17 protein-coding genes are annotated in these 17,940 nt (G+C 70.1%); 10 read left to right on the forward strand and 7 right to left on the reverse strand.

The annotated features are described in order from the left end of the window. The 6 genes from rpsN (at position 1) to ACZZZB_RS11285 (ending at position 8,997) form a co-directional block, all read left to right on the forward strand. Positions 1–306 carry a 30S ribosomal protein S14 gene (rpsN, locus tag ACZZZB_RS11260; RefSeq protein WP_064294760.1) on the forward strand — a complete coding sequence of 102 codons (306 nt, stop codon included), beginning with the start codon at positions 1–3 and terminating at the stop codon, positions 304–306. Positions 307–421: 115 nt separating this feature from the next. Next, complete coding sequence (locus ACZZZB_RS11265; protein ID WP_463530558.1) at positions 422–1,840, forward strand: DHA2 family efflux MFS transporter permease subunit; 1,419 nt, start codon at positions 422–424, stop codon at positions 1,838–1,840. Between the two features lie 203 nt (positions 1,841–2,043). Next, complete coding sequence (locus ACZZZB_RS11270; protein WP_064294762.1) at positions 2,044–2,325, forward strand: HU family DNA-binding protein; 282 nt, start codon at positions 2,044–2,046, stop codon at positions 2,323–2,325. A gap of 160 nt (positions 2,326–2,485) precedes the next feature. Next, on the forward strand, positions 2,486–3,655 hold the full coding sequence (locus ACZZZB_RS11275) for an exonuclease SbcCD subunit D (RefSeq protein WP_463529700.1): 1,170 nt from the start codon (positions 2,486–2,488) through the stop codon (positions 3,653–3,655). After that, positions 3,655–6,894, forward strand: a complete 3,240-nt coding sequence (locus tag ACZZZB_RS11280; RefSeq protein ID WP_463529701.1) for an AAA family ATPase — start codon at positions 3,655–3,657, stop codon at positions 6,892–6,894. The genes ACZZZB_RS11275 and ACZZZB_RS11280 overlap by 1 nt, the downstream gene beginning before the upstream one ends. A gap of 108 nt (positions 6,895–7,002) precedes the next feature. Then, complete coding sequence (locus ACZZZB_RS11285; protein ID WP_370582645.1) at positions 7,003–8,997, forward strand: bifunctional copper resistance protein CopD/cytochrome c oxidase assembly protein; 1,995 nt, start codon at positions 7,003–7,005, stop codon at positions 8,995–8,997. A gap of 68 nt (positions 8,998–9,065) precedes the next feature. Here the strand turns inward: ACZZZB_RS11285 and ACZZZB_RS11290 are convergent, their stop codons facing one another. Further along, on the reverse strand, positions 9,066–10,133 hold the full coding sequence (locus ACZZZB_RS11290) for a hypothetical protein (RefSeq protein WP_463529702.1): 1,068 nt from the start codon (positions 10,131–10,133) through the stop codon (positions 9,066–9,068). 66 nt (positions 10,134–10,199) lie between these two features. Between ACZZZB_RS11290 and ACZZZB_RS11295 the strand changes: the two genes are divergently transcribed. Then, positions 10,200–11,459, forward strand: coding sequence for an ATP-dependent DNA helicase (locus ACZZZB_RS11295; protein ID WP_079003639.1), 1,260 nt, complete (start codon positions 10,200–10,202; stop codon positions 11,457–11,459). A 221-nt stretch (positions 11,460–11,680) separates the two neighbouring features. Next, positions 11,681–12,115 (forward strand): hypothetical protein, encoded by a 435-nt coding sequence (locus ACZZZB_RS11300; RefSeq protein WP_086475145.1) that lies wholly within the window; start codon positions 11,681–11,683, stop codon positions 12,113–12,115. Positions 12,116–12,167: 52 nt separating this feature from the next. Here the strand turns inward: ACZZZB_RS11300 and ACZZZB_RS11305 are convergent, their stop codons facing one another. The 5 genes from ACZZZB_RS11305 to ACZZZB_RS11325 all read right to left on the reverse strand — a co-directional run bounded on the left by ACZZZB_RS11305 (position 12,168) and on the right by ACZZZB_RS11325 (position 15,213). Beyond that, positions 12,168–12,872, reverse strand: coding sequence for an alpha/beta fold hydrolase (locus ACZZZB_RS11305; RefSeq protein WP_463529703.1), 705 nt, complete (start codon positions 12,870–12,872; stop codon positions 12,168–12,170). Between the two features lie 123 nt (positions 12,873–12,995). Further along, a complete protein-coding gene (locus ACZZZB_RS11310; protein ID WP_137244281.1) occupies positions 12,996–13,655 on the reverse strand; it encodes a biliverdin-producing heme oxygenase in 660 nt (219 codons plus the stop codon). A 94-nt stretch (positions 13,656–13,749) separates the two neighbouring features. Beyond that, on the reverse strand, positions 13,750–14,364 hold the full coding sequence (locus ACZZZB_RS11315) for a hypothetical protein (protein ID WP_463529704.1): 615 nt from the start codon (positions 14,362–14,364) through the stop codon (positions 13,750–13,752). A 1-nt stretch (position 14,365) separates the two neighbouring features. Next, entirely contained in the window at positions 14,366–14,776 is a 411-nt protein-coding gene (locus tag ACZZZB_RS11320; protein WP_085514340.1) for a DUF4383 domain-containing protein, read from the reverse strand. 128 nt (positions 14,777–14,904) lie between these two features. Then, positions 14,905–15,213, reverse strand: coding sequence for a DUF2470 domain-containing protein (locus tag ACZZZB_RS11325; RefSeq protein ID WP_354002421.1), 309 nt, complete (start codon positions 15,211–15,213; stop codon positions 14,905–14,907). 146 nt (positions 15,214–15,359) lie between these two features. On the opposite strand from ACZZZB_RS11325, the gene ACZZZB_RS11330 reads away from it, so the two are divergent. Both ACZZZB_RS11330 and ACZZZB_RS11335 read left to right on the forward strand, forming a co-directional pair. Next, the gene (locus ACZZZB_RS11330; protein WP_463529705.1) at positions 15,360–16,658 is read left to right on the forward strand and encodes a serine hydrolase domain-containing protein; all 1,299 of its coding nucleotides are present in this window, start codon (positions 15,360–15,362) and stop codon (positions 16,656–16,658) included. Positions 16,659–16,761: 103 nt separating this feature from the next. Further along, positions 16,762–17,310 carry a DinB family protein gene (locus tag ACZZZB_RS11335; protein WP_202939817.1) on the forward strand — a complete coding sequence of 183 codons (549 nt, stop codon included), beginning with the start codon at positions 16,762–16,764 and terminating at the stop codon, positions 17,308–17,310. A gap of 29 nt (positions 17,311–17,339) precedes the next feature. Here the strand turns inward: ACZZZB_RS11335 and ACZZZB_RS11340 are convergent, their stop codons facing one another. Then, entirely contained in the window at positions 17,340–17,903 is a 564-nt protein-coding gene (locus ACZZZB_RS11340; RefSeq protein ID WP_194605462.1) for a CGNR zinc finger domain-containing protein, read from the reverse strand. Positions 17,904–17,940: the final 37 nt, after the last annotated feature.

The following is a 17,940-nucleotide window of genomic DNA, read 5'->3' on the forward strand; positions in this document are numbered from 1 at the left end:
ATGGCTAAGAAGAGCAAGATCGCCCGTAACGAGCAGCGCAAGGTTATCGTCGACCGCTACGCCACGAAGCGCGCCGAGCTGAAGAAGGCCCTCGTCGACCCCGCCGGGACCGACGAGTCGCGTGAAGCAGCTCGCCTCGGCCTCCAGAAGCTCCCTCGCAACGCTTCGCCGGTTCGCCTCCGCAACCGCGACGCGATCGACGGTCGCCCGCGAGGCAACCTCTCGAAGTTCGGCATCAGCCGCGTTCGCTTCCGCGACATGGCGCACAAGGGCGAACTGCCCGGCGTCCGCAAGTCGAGCTGGTAACACCCGCTCAGTCGGAGCTCACATTCCGCTGACACAGCATCGCAACACCGAAAGGGCCGTCCGCATCGCGGGCGGCCCTTTCGGTGTTGTCGGCGACAGCTGCAAGGATCGAACGATTCCCACATCCACCGAGGAGGCGCTGCTGGACGTCCGCACGCAACGAGCCATCGCCCTCCTGGTCGCCGGCTGCTTCTTCATGGAGAACCTCGACGGGACCATCCTCACCACCGCCGCACCGAGCATCGCGCGCGACCTCGGGACCTCGTCGACCGCCGTCGGGCTCGCCGTCACCGCATTCCTGCTCACGGTGGCCGTCCTCATCCCCGTCAGCGGTTGGCTGACGGACCGGTTCGGCGCCAAGCGCATCTTCGCGCTGGCGATCGCGGTGTTCACGATCGCCTCTGTGCTGTGTGCGTTGAGCTCGAGCCTGCCGATGCTCGTCGGCTTCCGGGTGCTCCAGGGCGTCGGCGGGGCGTTGATGGTGCCGGTCGGTCGACTGGCCGTGCTCCGGGTGACGCCCAAGGAGCGGTTGATCCAGGCCATCGCCCTCCTGACGTGGCCCGCCCTCGCCGCCCCGATCATCGCGCCGTTCCTCGGTGGGGTCATCACCCAGTACGCCTCCTGGCACTGGATCTTCCTCATCAACGTGCCGATCGGTGTCGTCGCGTTCATCGTGGCGCTCCGCATCGTCCCCGACTTCGCCGCCGACGAGGTGCCTCCGCTCGACTGGCTCGGCCTGTCGCTCGCCTGCGTCGGGCTCGCGTCGCTCCTGGTGGCGGCGTCCCTAGTGTCCGGCGCCGGGTTCGATGCACGGTGGTTCGCCGGGTCGCTCGTAGCGGGCATCGTTCTGCTCGCCCTCGCGATCCGACACCTGTTCCGCGCGCCGCACCCGTTCGTCGACCTCCGCTCGCTGCGGATCGAGACCTTCCGTCTGGCCAACGCCGGCGGCAGCGTCTATCGGCTCACGATCAGTGCCGTCCCCTTCCTCCTGCCGCTGCTGTTCCAGGACGCCTTCGGCTGGACTCCGGTGCAGGCGGGTTCGATGGTGCTCTTCCTCTTCGCTGGCAACCTCGCGATCAAGCCGGCGACGACCTGGATGTTGCGGCGGTTCGGATTCCGTCTGGTGCTCGTGTCGTCGAACCTGATCGGGGTCCTGTGCATGGTCGGGATGGCGTTCCTCATCGCTGACACGTCGATCGTGCTGACGGCGATGCTGCTCTTCGTCAGCGGGGTCGCCCGGTCGATCGGCTTCACGGCGTACAACACCATCACCTTCGCCGACGTCGAACCCGCTGCGATGTCTCGGGCGAACACGCTCAACTCGACCCTGCAACAGGTCGCGAGCGGCTTCGGTGTCGCCGTCGGGGCGATCCTGCTGACGACCGGATTCTCCCTCGAGGACGGGGTCGGTGGCGGCCAGCTGCTGCCGTATCAGTTCGCGTTCCTCGCGATCGCCGTCCTGACCCTCTTCCCGACGATCGAGGCGTGGTTGCTGTCGCGAGCTGCCGGGCGCAGCGTCATCGGGGTCCGCTGAGCGCTCGCACCGACGGCTCCCAGCTGGGAAACGACCGACACGCAGGCCCGATTGTCCGCGTAGAGCGGAGAAATCCGCGAAATCTCGCGGATTGCTGCTACATTCGAGGCGGTCACACCGACCAGTTGGTGCCGTATCAGCGACACCTTCGCTACCAACACATCAGCTGTACGTTGCAGCAACGTCCGAGGAGGACCCTCACAATGGCAAATTTGAACAAGACCGAACTCGTCGCCGCCATCGCCGCATCGACCGGCCAGAGCCAGGCGACCGTCGGCAGCGTTGTCGACGCGCTGTTCACCACCGTCGCTGAGACCGTCGCCACGGGCGGCAAGGTCTCGATCCCGGGTTGGATCGCCTTCGAGCAGACCGACACCGCCGCTCGCACGGGCCGCAACCCGCAGACCGGCGCCGAGATCCAGATCCCGGCCGGCAAGCGCGTCAAGGTGACCGCCGGCTCGAAGCTCAAGGCTTCCGTCAAGTAAGTCGTCGCGGGCGCGAGCCCGCACGGACTCGGACCGCGGAGACACTCCGTCGGTCCAGACCACACAGCAGGGCGTCGCGAGAGCGACGCCCTGCTGTCGTTCGTCCGGGTGCCGTCCGGGGCGCGGCGAGGTGTCGGCGGCTCGGCCTAGCATTGCTGTCATGCGGATCCTCCACACCTCGGACTGGCACCTCGGCCGTTCGCTGCACGGGGTCGACCTGCTCCCCTTCCAACGCGACTTCCTCGCGCACCTCGAGCAGACGGTCGTGGACAACGAGGTCGACGTCCTCCTCGTCGCCGGCGACATCTACGACCGCGCCATCCCGCCGGTCGAAGCGGTGACGCTGCTGTCGGAGTCGCTCGGGCGGCTGGCGGGCCGCACCCGGGTCGTCCTCGCTCCGGGCAACCACGATTCGGCCATCCGGCTCGGTTTCGGTGCCGCCATGCTGCGCGACGGGATCGACATCAGAGCCGACCTCGCTCGGGTCGGCGAACCGGTACTGGTGGACGACGAGCACGGGCCCGTCGCCTTCTACCCGCTGCCCTACCTCGACCCCGACACCGCGCGAGGGGTGCTCGCCCCGGACGACCAGCCGCTCGCACGGTCGCACGCCGCCGTCATGGGTGCAGCCCTCGCAAGCGTCCGAGCCGATCTCGCGCAGCGTCGCGAGCATGGAGCGGTCCGATCGGTCGTGGCTGCGCACGCCTTCGTCATCGGCGGTCTCGCGAGCGACAGCGAACGCGACATCCGGATCGGCGGGGTCGATGCGGTGCCCGCCCAGCTGTTCGACGACTTCGACTACGTCGCGCTCGGCCATCTCCACGGTGCGCAGCGCGTCGGGGCCGCGTCGGGCGTCGACCGCATGCGGTACTCCGGGTCGCCGCTCGCCTACTCCTTCTCCGAACGCAACCAGGTGAAGTCGAGCGTGCTGGTCGACCTCGCCGCCGACGGCTCCGTGCACCTGGAGCTGCTGCCGGCGCCGGTGCCGCGTCGGCTCGTCGACGTCACCGGAACCCTCGCAGAGTTGCAGGGCCCCGCGGGAGACGACGCCGTCGACGCCTGGGTGCGCGCCACGGTCACCGACGACGTGCGTCCACCGGAGCTGTACGCGACGCTGACCCGGCGCTTCCCGCACCTGCTCGTCTGGTCGCACGCGCCGGCGAACCGCTCCGAGGAGGCGCGCGCCGCAGCTGTCACGGCGGTCTCCGACCCGGTCGAGGTCACCGCCGAGTTCATCGAGTACGCGACGGGTGCACCGGCGACGACCCGGGAGCGAGAGCTCATCGCGGCGGCGAACGAGGCCGCACTCGCCACGGAGGTGAGCGCCTGATGCGACTGCACCGACTTACGCTGCAGGCCATCGGGCCGTACGCCGGTGAGCACACCATCGACTTCGTCGAACTCGGGCGGGCTGGTCTGTTCCTCCTGGAGGGACCGACCGGCGCCGGCAAGTCCACGATCATCGACGCCATCGTGTTCGGGCTGTACGGCGAACTCGCCGGTACCGGAGCCAGCAAGGACCGCCTCCACTCGCACCACGCGCAGCCCGGGACGGAACCGTTCGTGGAACTCGTGTTCGAGACCGGATCCGGCGTGTACCGGGTGCGGCGGACACCGGCCTACCAGCGGCCGAAGCAGCGCGGTGCCGGGTTCACTCCGCAGCAGGCGAGCGCCACCCTCGTCCGCCTGACCGACCCCGACGCACTGGCCGGAGAGACCCTGTCGACCCGCGCGCAGGAGATCGGTCCCGAGATCAGCCGGATCGTCGGTCTCTCCCGGGAGCAGTTCGTCCAGACGATCGTCCTCCCGCAGGGCGAGTTCGCGAAGTTCCTCGCCGCCGGCGGTGAGGAGCGCAGCGAACTGCTCCGGTCCCTGTTCGGGACGGAGCACTACGAGCGGGTCGCCAAGCACCTCGTCGAGCGGCGACGGCAGGCCCAGCGAGACATCGAAGGCGCACGAGAGGCGCTGGGCCGCGCGATCTCCCGGTTCGCGGGAGCGGCCGAACTCGACGACGCACGGGAACTCGTCGCGGGCAGGGGAACGGACACCCCGGCCGGGATGGACGCCGCCTCGACAGTCGATGCCGAGCCAGGCGATACCGCGACTGCCGGTGATCCGTCGGCTGCGGAGCCCGACCTCCACCCGGACGTCGCGGATGGCGAGCCCGATTCGGACATCGCGACCCTCGCGGTCCCGCTCGAACCCGATTCCGAAGACCTCGTCGGTGACGCCACGCGCATCGTCGCCGTCCTCGAGCGCCACGCCGCAGCCGACGCCTCGACCGCTGGCGAGGCGCGGGTCGCCCTGGAGGGCGTCCGCACCGAACACGCCGCGGCCCAGACGCTGCTCGCGTCCATCGAACGTCGCGCGGAGCTGCTGACCGAGCGTGAGCTGCTCTCGGTGGACGACGAACCGGTCGCGCGGCTCTCCGAACGGATCGCGGCAGCGGCTCGGGCGGACACCGTCGCGTCCGCGCTCGCCGGAGCGGCCACGGCATCGGTGGCGCTCGAGGACGCCATCGCGTCGCTCGCCGCGATGGAGGAGCAGGCCGACGAGGCGATCGTCGCACTCGACGACGCGTCCGTCACCGCGCGCCGCGAATCCCTCACCGTCGAGCGGGCGTCGATGGCGGCCGTGCTCGTCCTCGAAGCCGCCGACGCCGACCGGGAACTCGCGCTCGCAGCACTCGCCGAGGAGCTCGCGACCGTCGACGAACGGCTCGCCGAGCTCGCAGCGGAACAGACGCGACGGGACGCCCGCCGGGCAGCGCTCAGCTCGGCACCGGAGCGCGCCTCGCGTGCGGCCACCGAGTCGGCCAGGGCCGCCCGGTCCGTCGAGCGCGCGGCTGAACGCCGCACGGTGCTGGATCGGGTGGACGCGGCCGACGAACGCCTCGCGGGGCTCGCCGATGAGGTCACCGAGGCCGCCACGGCCGCGAAGGCGGCGATCGATGTCGAGACGTCGCTGCGCCTCCGGAGGATCGAGGGCATGGCGGGTGAACTCGCCACCGGCTTGCGGGACGGCGAGCCGTGCAGCGTCTGCGGCTCGCTGAGCCATCCGGCGCCCGCGGTGCTCGACGGAGACCACCCCGACGCGGACGCGGTCGACGCGGCATCCGTCGCTCGGGCCGATGCCGAGGCGAGGATGCAGTCGGCGCAGAACACCCGGGACATCGCCCGGGCGGAGCGCCGTCGCCTCGTCGAGCAGTTCCTCGCGCTGGCCGACGACCCGGGCGACGTTGCCGCTGCCGGCTCCACCGACGCTTCGACGACGGCGACTGCCGGGTTCGACCCGGTCGCTGCGCGGGCGGCCGTCGATGCGGCCGCTGCGGAGGCCGAGCGGCAGCACGCGGAGGCCGTGGTCATCGCCGAGGAGGCGGACGCCGAGGTCGCGGAGACCGGACGCCTCGCGGAGGAGCACCTGGCCGGCGTGGTCGCGGTGTCGGAACGCACCGCCGCCCGGGCGACACTGACCGAGCGGCTCGCCGCCGCGCAGCGCGCCCACGAGCAGGCCCGCGCCGAGGTGGCCGGTGTCCTTGCCGGTCGAGCGGCTTCACTCGCCGAGCTCGACGCGATGCTCGAGGCCGAGCTCTCCTCGCTGTCGCTGCTCGCGGCGGCACGAGCGACCGTCGCAGACCGGCGCCTGCGTGACGCTGAGCGCGCGGTCGAGCTGGAGGCGGCACTCGAGCGGGCTGGGTTCGCCGACCGCGCGGCCGCAGAGGCCGCAGCCATGAACGGGGTCGAACGAGCGAGCGCCGAGGCGCGGGTGGCCGACCACCTGCGTCACACGACCGCGAACGCGGAAGCACTCGCGAGCCCGGCCATCGCCGGTGTCGCCGGTACCGCCGCCCCCGACGTCGAAGCGACGGCCCGACGACTGGCCGACGCCGAGGCGGCGGCAGGCACCGCGACCGCGGCGGCCGCCGTCTCCGCACGACGAGCGACCAACGCGGCTGCCGCCTGCACGGCGCTCGCCGAGGCGGCCGACGAGAACGCCGACGCGGTCCGCGAGGCCGCGGCCGTCGTCCGCCTCGCCGACGTGGTGTCGGCCACGGGCAGCGAGAACAGCACGAAGGTCACCCTCGGCACCTACGTCCTGCTGCGCCGCTTCGAGGATGTCGTGGCGGCGGCGAACGCGCGCCTGGAGTCGATGTCAGGCGGGCGCTACGAGCTCGTCCGCAGCGACGTCAAGGAAGGACCCTCCCGCAGCCAGCGCGTCGGGTTGTCGCTCACGGTCCACGATCACCGGACCGACCGGCGTCGCGATCCGAAGTCGCTGTCCGGTGGCGAGACGTTCTACGCCTCGCTCTGCCTCGCACTCGGGCTGGCGGACGTCGTGACGGGCGAGGCCGGCGGTGTCGAGCTCGGCACGCTCTTCGTCGACGAAGGGTTCGGCAGCCTCGACCCCGAGACGCTCGACACCGTGATGGCCGAGCTCGGTCGGCTCTCGGCCGGCGGGCGCGTCGTCGGCGTCGTCAGCCACGTCGAGGAGATGAAGCAGCGCATCGGCGAACGCATCGAGGTGCGGCGGCTGGAAGACGGCTCCTCGACCCTGCTCGTGCGGGCGTGACCGGCGCCCTTCGACAGGCTCAGGGACCGGTGGTTCGGCTGAGGGACCGGTGTTTCGGCTGAGCCCGCTGCGGTCGGGGTTCCCAGCAGCGCCGCGTAGGCTTGCAGCGTGAATCGTGTCGTCCGCCTCGCGGGTCCTGCCCTCCTGCTCCTCGTGGCCGTGGCGACCCTCCTCGCGGGTCTGGCCTTCGGCGGCGGAGCGGATGCGCAACTCCTGGGCGATCCCGGCGCCGTCGTGCGGTGGGGACTCCCGATCGCACAACTGCTCGTCAACCTGAGCGCGGCCGTCACCATCGGCGCGTTGCTCATGGCCTGCTGGGCGCTCAGCCCGGACCGGCGCGAGTACGGCGCGGCGCTCGACGTCGCCGCAGCCGGCGCCGCGGTCTTCACCGTCGCGTCCGGCGTGACGGGCTTCTTCACCTTCCTGAACGTCACGCAGGTGCCGCTCACCTTCGACGACGCGTTCGGTGCGAAGCTCAGCCTCTTCTTCACCGGGATCGAGTCGGGCCAGGCCTGGCTGCAGACGACGCTCATCGCCGCGGCCGTCACGGTGCTCTGCTTCGCCGTCCGCAACCACACGGTGCTTGTGTTCGTCTTCGGGCTGTCCCTCGTGTCGCTGCTGCCGATGGCCCAGCAGGGTCACTCCGCCGAGGCGAGCGGGCACAACGCCGCCGTCACCGCGCTCGGCCTGCACCTCGTGTTCGCCGCCATCTGGCTCGGCGGTCTGCTCACGCTCGTCTTCATCCGCAAGACCCTCGAAGACGGCCGGCTCGCCCCCGTGCTCATGCGGTACTCGACCGTGGCACTCGTGTCCTTCGTCGTCGTGGCGGTCTCCGGGTATGTGAGCGCCGAGCTGCGCATCGGCTCGCTCGACCGCCTGGGCACCCCGTACGGCATCCTCGTCCTCGTCAAGGTCTTCGCCCTGCTGGCGCTCGGCCTGTTCGGTGCGCTGCAGCGTCGGGTGCTGATCGGTCGCATCGAGCGGTCCGCCGCTGCACGTGCGGACACCCCCGCGGGCCGCACCGGCACCTTCTGGTGGCTGGTCGCCCTCGAGCTCGGGTTCATGGGCATCGCCTCCGGTGCCGCCGCAGCCCTCGCGAAGACGGCCCCGCCGGTCGACCAGACCGTGCCGGCCGCGCCGACGCCCGCGGTGCTGCTCACCGGGGAGGAACTGCCGCCGGAACTGACCTTCGCGCGGTACTTCACCGAGTGGAACATCGACCTCCTGTGGCTGCTGGCCTGTGCGTTCGGCATCTTCTTCTACATCGCGGGCGTCGTCCGCCTGCACCGCCGCGGCGACTCCTGGCCGATCCTGCGCACCGTCAGCTGGGTCCTCGGGCTGCTCGTGCTCTTGTACCTCACGTGCGGCGGCATCAACGTCTACCAGCCGTACCTCTTCAGCGTGCACATGCTCGGGCACATGGGCCTCACCATGCTCGTCCCCGTGCTCCTCGTCCCCGGAGCGCCGGTCACGCTGCTCGCGCGCGCGGTGCGGAAGCGCTCCGACGACTCCCGAGGGGGCCGGGAGTGGGTGCTCCTGGCCGTGCACTCGAAGTTCGCGGGGATCATCTCGAACCCGATCGTCACCGCGGTGCTCTTCGCCGGATCACTCTGGGTGTTCTACTACACGCCGCTGTTCCGCTGGTCGATGGAGGACCACATCGGCCACGAGTGGATGGTGGTGCACTTCCTCATCACCGGCTACCTCTTCGTGCAGTCGCTCATCGGCATCGACCCGGTCCCGTACCGCCTGCCGTACCCGATGCGGCTCCTGCTGCTCTTCGCGACGATGGCGTTCCACGCGTTCTTCGGGCTGGCGATCATCTCCTCGACCGGGCTGTTCCTCGCCGACTGGTTCGGGGCGATGGGACGCACGTGGGGGCAGGCGCCGCTCCTCGACCAGCAGACGGGCGGCGGGATCGCCTGGAGCGTCGGCGAGATCCCGACCCTGGCGCTCGCCGTCGCCGTCGCGATCTCGTGGAGTAAGAGCGACGCGAAGGATCAGAAGCGGCTCGATCGTAACGCGGACCGCACGAACGACGCGGAGCTCAACGAGTACAACGAGCGTCTCGCGCGCATGGCGGCCAACGACACCCGCTCCTAGCCCGCGAACTGTCACTCCGGAACAGTGTGAGGGGTGTCGGACTGTGTCGAAGTGACAGTTCGCGGGCTTCAGCGGAGGTCGATGTAGAGGGAGCCGTCGTCGCGGATCGTCACGAACGCCGACAGCGTGAACGGGACGTCCTCGTCGAGGGTCGAGACCGTGCCGTCGAACAGCGACTTCACGTCGACGACGAGGTGCGCGGCTCCGGCCGTCGCCGGCATCTGCCAACCGGTGTCGCCCGGCTGGACCGCCACCACGGGGTAGGCCGCGATGGACCACACCGGTAGGTCGTCCACGCGATCGCGGATCACCATGCCGAACGGGCACCCGGTGGGCTGGAGGACCTGTTGCGTGGCGCAGTTGTCGAGGTAGCCGTCGATCTGCGTCTGGACCTCCCCGACGAAGTCCGAGGTGGCACTCGCGGTCACCTCGGCATCGACGACGCTCGCGACCTCGGTCGTCGTCGCCGTCTCCACCGACGCCGCCAGGTAGGTGGTGTCGACGTCGAAGTCGACGCTGCCCGGCGTGAAGGTGAGGAGCGGGATGGTGGAGGTGAAGGCCCCCTCGGTCCCCTCCGCGACGCGGCGGGTGTCGAGCTCGAAACCGTTCGCCCGGAACCCGGTCGTGTGCGCGACCGTCAGCTGGACGACGCTCAACGGGCTCGTCTCGAAGCGCCACGACGGGAACAGCCCGAAGGTGCGCTCGCCGCTCGTGATCGAGAACACCGTGCTGTGCGGCTGCCCAGCGAGTCGGTACGAGAAGGTGACCTCGTGGGCGCCCGAGCCCGTCGTGACGTCGGAGACGAGGCGCACGTCCTCGATCGTGCCGAGCGCCTCGCTCCGGAGCAGGGCGTCCGAGCTCTCGGCGGGCAGGCCCGCGTCGGCGAGTTCGGTGGAGCTCAGGGCGACTCCGGGCAACGCGAGCGCGGTCGCGGCGTCGTCGTCTGCGAGGGCGTCCAGGTAGCCGCGCGCGAAGGAACCGGCGCCGTAGACGTCGCGGGCGACGGCCGACCAGGCGGAGACGATGGCCGCGACGAGCAGCGCCGCGATGCAGAGCCACAGCACGACGGCGCGGACGAGCGCACCGCGCACCGTTCCCGGGCGTCGCAGCTCCCCACGTGTCGCGACATGGCTCATCCTGACATCCTAGGCGGGCACCTCGCGTAGGATTGGAGGGCGAAAACGGGAGGGAACCGAAGCATCATGAGCGTAGCCCTCTCCGCCGAGCAGCAAGCCGTCTTCGACCGCATCGAGAGCACCCGCGAGCACCTGTTCGTGACGGGTCGAGCGGGCACCGGGAAGTCGACGCTCCTCAACCACCTCGCCTGGAACACCTCGAAGCAGCTGGCCATCTGCGCCCCGACGGGTGTCGCCGCGCTGAACGTCGGCGGCCAGACGATCCACTCGTTGTTCCGCCTGCCGATCGGGCTCATCGCCGATCACACGATCGACCAGAACGATCAGACCCGCAAGCTGCTCAACTCCATCGACACCCTCGTCGTCGATGAGGTCTCCATGGTGAGCGCCGACCTCATGGACGCCATGGACCGGAGTCTCCGGCAGGCCCGGCAGCGGCCGCGCGAGCCGTTCGGCGGCGTGCAGATCGTGCTCTTCGGCGACCCGTACCAGCTCGCTCCGGTGCCCGGCAGTCTCGAGGAACGGGCGTACATCGCCGACACCTACCGCTCGTTCTGGTTCTTCGACGCCAAGGTGTGGTCCGAGACGCCGCTGCAGCTCGTCGAGCTCACGGAGATCCACCGCCAGCACGAGGCCGAGTTCAAGTACCTCCTCAACGGCGTCCGGCATGGCCAGGTCACCGCCGAGATGGCCGGCCGGCTGAACGGCATGGGCGCCAGGACTCCTCCCGAAGACGGCGTCATCACCCTCGCGAGCCGCAACGACACCGTCGACCGCATCAACAAGGCGGCGCTCGCCAAGCTCGACGGCAAGCCGCTCACCGCCAACGCGGAGGTCTCGGGCGACTTCGGCGGTCGGGCGTTCCCCGCCGACGAGGCGCTCGACCTCAAGGTCGGTGCGCAGGTCATGTTCCTCCGCAACGACAGCGAGCGTCGCTGGGTGAACGGCACGCTCGGGACCGTGGTGAAGATCGACTCCACCGTCTGGGTCGAGGTCGACGGCGAGCAGTTCGAGGTCGAGCCGGCGACGTGGGAGAAGTACAAGTACTCCTACTCCTCGGTGACGAAGCAGCTGAAGCGCGACATCGTGGCCGAGTTCACGCAGTTCCCGCTGCGGCTCGCGTGGGCGGTCACCATCCACAAGTCGCAGGGCAAGACCTACGACCGCGCGATCGTCGACCTCGGCAGCCGCGCGTTCAGCCCGGGGCAGAGCTACGTCGCACTCAGCCGCATCTCGACGCTCGACGGTCTCTACCTCTCCCGGCCGCTGCGCCCGAGCGACATCATCGTCGACACCGACGTGAAGCGGTTCATGTCGGGGCAGTGACGTCTCCGGTCTCGGCCGAAGCCGTCCGGTCCCTGAGCCTGTCGAAGGGCGGCGTCGCAACGGTCGCACCTGCCCTTCGACAGGCTCAGGGACCGTGTTTGGGCTCAGGGACCGTGTTTGGGCTCAGGGACCGGGTTCGGGCTCAGGGACCGGGGTTGGGCTCAGGGATCGGCAGAGTTTGTGCGAGCGGGACTGCACCCGAAGAACTACGATTATCGCTCATGACCTATGGACAAGCTCAGTGGCCGCAGCCCGGTCCGATCACCGCCTGGCGCACGCTCGAGCTGAACGCCAGCAAGCCGCCGTTCGCCGGATACTGGGGGTTCATCCCACTCGTCGTGCGCATTGACGGCTTCGAGCACCGCCCGACCTGGGGACCGTCGCAGTTCACGGTTCCGGCCGACCGGCCCGTGCAGGTCTCGTGCTCGATGGCGTGGCTGTGGGAGTTCGGCCGTGCCGACTACCTGCTGCAGCCCGGCGAGGCGCCGACGCTGGACTACATCGCGCCGGCGCAGCAGTGGGTCTCAGGCTCGCTCGCACCGAGGGGTCAGGCGGTCATCAAGGGACGAGGCGTGCAGATCGCGATGTACGCCGTCCTCGCACTGGTCTTCGTCGCCATGTTCGGCGTGCTGGCGCTCTCGCTCGCCATGTCCTGATCGGACTTCCGCGGCCCGTGCCGCGCTGAATCAGCGGCCGGGTGGCGTGACCTCAGGTGCGGTCGACGGCCCGGAGCAGGATCGCGCCGAGTTCGGCCGGCTTGGTGAACTGCGGCCAGTGGCCCGTCGGGAGGTCGACGAACTCGACGTCCTGAAGCCGTGCCAGTTCCGCGACGTACGGGTGGCCCTGTTCCATCAGGCCGCGCAGCATCTCCGAGGAGAATTCGCACGCGACCACGGTCGCCGGGACGGACAGACGACGGTCGTCGTCGGAGAGCTGCTGTCGGTCGACGGCGACGCCCTTCGGTTGCGGGACGGCTCTGGCCCGGAACTGCTCACGGAGCTCCTCGTCCAAGTCGACGAGGTCCTCCGCGTCGAACACCGTCCAGTCGGGCAACGGGATCTCGGAGCCCGACGAGGGGAGTTCCTCGTTGATGCACGCGCCGTCGGCGAGTGGGCCCGAGTCGACGTACACGGCGCGGACGACGCGGTCAGGGCGGGCGTCGATCGCAGCGGAGATGATGGCGCCGCCGCCGGAATGCCCGACGAGCACGACGGGCTCGGCGCCGGCGTCGATCTCGGCGACCACGGCGTCGACGTGGTCGCGCAGGCCGATGCCGGCGCGGTCGGCAGTGACGCTCTCGAGGCCGGGGAGGGTGAGCGGTCGGACCCGATGGCCTGCCGCTTCGAGCGGGGGTGTGACCTCGCTCCAGGAGGATGCGTCGAGCCAGAAACCGGGTACGAGGATGAGGTCCATGCCCGAGATGCTACGCCGGGCCTGCGAGCGGCGGGAGGGGTGCTTCGCCGCCCGCAGTTCGTTCGCCCAAGAATGGGCGAATGAACACCCATTCGCCCGAGAATGGGCGAATGGACGGACGGGTCAGGCGACGGCGGTCGCTGCGGCCTTCGCGGTCGCGAGGTCGCGGAAGAGGTCGGTGTTGAAGCGGTACGCCACCATGACCTCGTCGATCACGCGGGCCTGCTCCTCGTCGTCCCACGGGACGGCGTCGAGCTGCTCGCGGTAGGTGTCCTTGAACTCGCGCGGTTTCGCGATATCGCCGAAGAGGTAGAAGCCGACGCCGTTGGTGTCGAAGCCGAACTGGCGCTGCATGAGCGTGCGGATGATCTGCCCGCCCGAGAGGTCGCCGAGGTACCGGGTGTAGTGGTGCGCGACGAAGCCGCCGGGCCAGACGGCGCCGACCTCGTTGATCCGTGCCACGTACCGGGCGGTGGTGGGGAGCGGGGTGATCTGTTCGCGCCAGTCCGGACCGATGAGGAACTCGAGGTCCTGCACGATGGCGGGGAGACGCGTCAGCTTGTCGCTGATGAACGGAGCGGCGACGGCATCGGCACGCATGCGGTCGGCTGCGGCCTCCAGAGCCTCGTAGATGAAGAAGTGCTGCGCGACGAGGGCGATGTAGTCCTCCTTCGAGCCCTTCCCGGTCATGAGGTCGCTCATGAAGTCCGCCCCCTCGCTGGAGGCATGGCCGGAGGACGTGCGCTCGCGCAGGGCCTGGGAGAAGGGGATCACAGTGCTCATGTCGGACTCCGCGTCGGCTGGCTCGGTAAGGGTTGCCTAAGTGTAACGGGCCGGGCTCGAGAACGGGAGGGTGGATCTGTCGCTGTGGAGGGAATCAGTGGCTGCTGTGCAGGGAACCGTGCGGGACCGCGAACGCCCCTGCGTTGGTCTGCGCCAGCGCCGGTGTCGTGAGCGCCGCCACGACCGCTGCCCCGGCGAGCAGGGTGAGCACGTACCGTCCCGTGCTCGGCTCGCGATGTGGCCGACGGTTCGCACGCGTCACCAGGGCGTCGAGCTCGAGTTCGTCCGGCGCCGTCGATGCGAGGGTGACCCGCCGGAGTCGCCGTGCGAGCACCCCGGCGACGACGAGCAGCAGGACCGTGGATGACAGGGTCGGCAGGAACGGGGGCACGGTCGTGACGCCGAGGGAGGCGAGTCCGTACAGCGCCACCCAGACGACGACCGTGCCCACCGCGCCGGCGAAGGACGCTCGGAGGCCCGGCACCCGGTCTCGGACGAGGACCACGACGGACCACAGCAGTGCGGCGACGCCCAGGGTGACGAGCGGGATCGCGCCCACGGGGGAGGACCCGGCACCGGTCGCGATCAGCACGAGACCGGCACCGAGTGCGCACATCGCGAGCAGGCTGTTCGAGATCGACGTCGTCCCGGAGCGGACCGCTGTGCCGGCGCCCGCCCGGGCGTCCTGACGTCCGACGGAGACCGACATGTCAGGCCGTCGCCACCCGGTGCGTGCGCTTGTCCGCAGCCAGTCCGGCACCGAGCAGCACCACGGCGCTCGCGAGGTGGAGGAAGTGGTCGGCCGTGTTGAGCGCGAGGATGTTCAGCGCGGAACCCACGATGAAGAAGCCGACGACACCGAGCAGGAGGTAGAACCCGCCGACCACCGTGTTGACGGTCTTGGCCGCGACGACGTTCGAGAGCCCGGCGATGAGCAGGGCCGCGCCGATGAGGACGTGCGCGATGTTGTGCAGCGGATTGACCTCGAAGATCCCGAGCAGGAGGCCGCCCTCGGTGGTGAGGACGGGCAGGCCGCCGGCGACGATCCCGCCGAGGAGTCCGACGACGACGTAGACCGCGCCGAAGACGGCGGCGAGGAGCCGGTTGGGTGAATGACGCATGGGAATGCCTCCTGATCCTTCGTGCCGCGAGTCGTCTCGGGGCGTTGAGGAGTTCGGAGGTGCGGGCGTCGACGGTTTGGTCACCTGAGGCGGTCATCCGCGGTCGACGGCCGAGGGGCGGCCGTCGCTCAGTCGTGCGGGCGTGGCTCCACACCCAGACGGGCGCATGCGGCGTCGTAGAGGGCGACGACCTCGCGTCGGATCTCGCCGCGCTCGGTGATCGTGCCGGCGGGCCAGGGCACCCGCCCACCCGCGGCGGTGCCGTCGACCGTCCAGGTCCACTCGCCGCCCGTCCCGTCCAGCGCGATCATGGTGGCGGTCTCGGCCGCCGGTTCCAGGAAAGCGCGCACGATGAGCAGGTTGTCGTCGGGATGGTCGCCGTTCATGTGCGCCAGGACGGCGTCGACGGTGGTCTGCGGGAAGGCGTTCGAGGTCACCTCTCCAGGGAACACCATCACCGGGCCCGGCACCAGGCCCGCCGCCCGAGTGACCGGCGCGCGGCGTGCGACCGCAGCTCCCAGCCGCGCCCGGTTACAATCGGGAACAGTCTGCAGCTCCGCAGACCGCTCATCAGGGGGATGACTTGACTGCAACAGCTCCGAGGCGACGGCGTCTCGCCGCACTCCTTACCGCGGCGACCCTCGCGACGGTGCTCGTCGGCTGCTCGGGCCCCTCGGTGTCCGACACCGACTTCCCCGACCAGGTCAGCGGCACGCTCGCCGGCGACACGACCGACGCCATCACAGCAGCGGTCGAGGCCGCCGTCACCCAGTCCGGATCCTCCGGAGCCATCGTCGGCGTCTGGGCGCCGTGGGCCGGGAGTTACACGGCCGGCGTCGGCACGACCGAGCCGGGTGGCAAGACCAAGATGGATCCGTCCATGGTCTACCGCATCGGCGACACCACACGCCCGATGACCTGCACCGTGCTCCTCGAGCTCGTCGACGAGGGCAAGATCAAGCTCACCGACCAGGTCCACAAGACCCTCCCGCAGGTCCAGGGCATCGAGGGCATCACCTACCAGCAGCTGTGCAACGGCACGTCGGGGCTCGGCACCTACACGCCTGCGCTCAACGCCCAGTTCGTCACCAACCCGACCCGCAACTGGTCGATGGCCGAGATCCTCGCGAACGGCCTCGCGAGCGGTACGCGGACGGCTCCGGGGGCGCTCTTCGGCTCGAGCGACACCGGGTACATCCTGCTCGGCATGGCGCTCGAGGAGCTGACCGGTCAGTCGTGGCAGTCCCTGTACGACCACTACGTGTTCTCGCCGCTCGGCATGTCGAAGTCCAGCTTCCCCGACGCCTCCACCGTCGAGCTGCCGGGGTCGCACCCCAAGGGGTACCTGACGCCGCGGGTCGCGGACGGCACCTACCAGTGCGACGCACCGACGGACGAGACCGAGCTGTCGACCTCGATGGTGTGGACCGCCGGTGGCGTCGTCTCCTCGGTCGACGATCTGCGGAAGTTCACCCAGTCCTTCGCGTCCGGCTCGCTGCTGAACGACAGCACGTACAAGAAGCAGTGGAAGGACCCTGTCTCGCTGGGTGAGGCTGAGCCGACCTGGAAGAGCTTCGGCGTGGGTGGGTTGCAGATCGGTCCGCTCCGGGGGCAGGCCGGGTCGATCCCCGGGTCGCTCTCGGCGGCCTTCTCCGACCCGACCTCCGGCTTGACGGTCGTCGTCATGCTCAACAACTCGACGCTCGGTGCGGGCTTCGCGCAGACGCTCGCGATGCAGCTCGCGTCGATCGGTGCGAAGGCGGCACCGGCGAGCGGGCAGAAGGCCCCCGAGATCGCACTCCCGTGGTCCGAGCAGCAGATGGCGGAGCAGCTCGCCGCCTCGGCGATGGTCTGCGCCCCGCCGGTCGCCCCCGCCGGGTAACGGAGGCATCGGCACGGCGCCGCCAGCGGACGGTGGCGGCGGATCGCGGCACGATGACGCTTTCGCGAGGGCGCTGGGCCATGCCGCTTCCTAGAGTGAACCCATGACGACGAACACCCCCGACGACGACACCATCGTCCCGGATACGAAGAACTGGACCTGGGTCCTCGAGCGCGCCTGTCCCGAGTGTGGGATGGACACGTCGCGGTTCGGGTTCCGGGAACTCCCCGGGTTGATCCTGGCGAACGCCGCCGCGTGGCCGGCGGTGCTGGAGCGCGCCGATGTCCGGGAGCGGCCCGACCCGCAGACCTGGTCGCCGCTCGAGTACGCGGCCCATGTGCGTGACGTGTTCCGCATCTTCGACGTCCGGCTGCGGCTCGTCCTCGACGAGGACGATCCCGCGTTCGAGAACTGGGACCAGGATGCGACGGCTCTCGAGGAGCGCTACGGCGAGCAGGACCCGAAGCGGGTGTCGGCGGAGCTGGTGGAGGCCGCGACGGTGCTCGCCGCAGCGTTCGAGCGGGTGCCGGACGAAGCGCTCACGCGGACGGGTCGACGGAGCGACGGCGCGCGCTTCACGACCGAGACCCTCGGCCGCTACTTCATCCACGACCCGGTGCACCATCTCTGGGATGTGACGAGATCGCAGTAATGGTCGTCATCCGGGTCTGGTGACGCCCACTACTGCGCTCTCGCGCGGAACGCGATCGTGTTGACGCGGTTGCTGCAGCGGACGGAGCAGTAGCGTTTCGAACCGTTGCGGGACAGGTCGACGAGCAGGCCGTCGCAGTCGTCGGCGGCGCAGAGCCGCAGGCGGTCCCAGGCGTCGGACCGGACGACGTCGACGAGTGCCATGGCGATCTCGGTCTGGACGCGATCGACGAGCGGCGCGTCGAACTCGGTGGCGTGGAGGTGCCAGTCGAAGCCGTCGTGGCGGCGCAGTTGGGGGAGTGCGGCGGACTCGCGGAGCATCGTGTTGATCTCGGCGACGGCGCGGTCGCGGGTGTCCGGGGCGTCCGCGTCGGAAGCCCAGAGCGCGTGGATCCGCTCCCGCAGCTGGGCCACCGCAGCCCGCTCGGGCTCATCGCCGTCGACCCGACCCGAGTACCGACTGACGCGCAGGAGCTCCACGAGTTGCGGCGGTGTCGCGAGTTCGTCGCCGCCGCTCCGGGACGCCGATGCGCGGGTGTTCACGAGCAGCGCGGCGAAGAGCAGCGCATCCTCGGTGTCAGGGGCAAAATGCAAGTTGACTCCTTACTCTCTCCGAGAGTAGCTTCATCTC

This window comes from Plantibacter sp. AC185 (genome assembly GCF_979258065.1).

Bases quoted from the DNA above. Each gene is read 5' to 3' on its own strand.
- ACZZZB_RS11315 (WP_463529704.1), bottom strand. From the start codon at position 14,364: ATGTCGGTCTCCGTCGGACGTCAGGACGCCCGGGCGGGCGCCGGCACA.
- ACZZZB_RS11280 (WP_463529701.1), top strand. From the start codon at position 3,655: ATGCGACTGCACCGACTTACGCTGCAGGCCATCGGGCCGTACGCCGGT.
- ACZZZB_RS11300 (WP_086475145.1), top strand. From the start codon at position 11,681: ATGACCTATGGACAAGCTCAGTGGCCGCAGCCCGGTCCGATCACCGCC.
- ACZZZB_RS11310 (WP_137244281.1), bottom strand. From the start codon at position 13,655: ATGAGCACTGTGATCCCCTTCTCCCAGGCCCTGCGCGAGCGCACGTCC.
- ACZZZB_RS11275 (WP_463529700.1), top strand. From the start codon at position 2,486: ATGCGGATCCTCCACACCTCGGACTGGCACCTCGGCCGTTCGCTGCAC.
- ACZZZB_RS11295 (WP_079003639.1), top strand. From the start codon at position 10,200: ATGAGCGTAGCCCTCTCCGCCGAGCAGCAAGCCGTCTTCGACCGCATC.
- ACZZZB_RS11335 (WP_202939817.1), top strand. From the start codon at position 16,762: ATGACGACGAACACCCCCGACGACGACACCATCGTCCCGGATACGAAG.
- rpsN (WP_064294760.1), top strand. From the start codon at position 1: ATGGCTAAGAAGAGCAAGATCGCCCGTAACGAGCAGCGCAAGGTTATC.
- ACZZZB_RS11305 (WP_463529703.1), bottom strand. From the start codon at position 12,872: ATGGACCTCATCCTCGTACCCGGTTTCTGGCTCGACGCATCCTCCTGG.
- ACZZZB_RS11320 (WP_085514340.1), bottom strand. From the start codon at position 14,776: ATGCGTCATTCACCCAACCGGCTCCTCGCCGCCGTCTTCGGCGCGGTC.
- ACZZZB_RS11270 (WP_064294762.1), top strand. From the start codon at position 2,044: ATGGCAAATTTGAACAAGACCGAACTCGTCGCCGCCATCGCCGCATCG.
- ACZZZB_RS11290 (WP_463529702.1), bottom strand. From the start codon at position 10,133: ATGAGCCATGTCGCGACACGTGGGGAGCTGCGACGCCCGGGAACGGTG.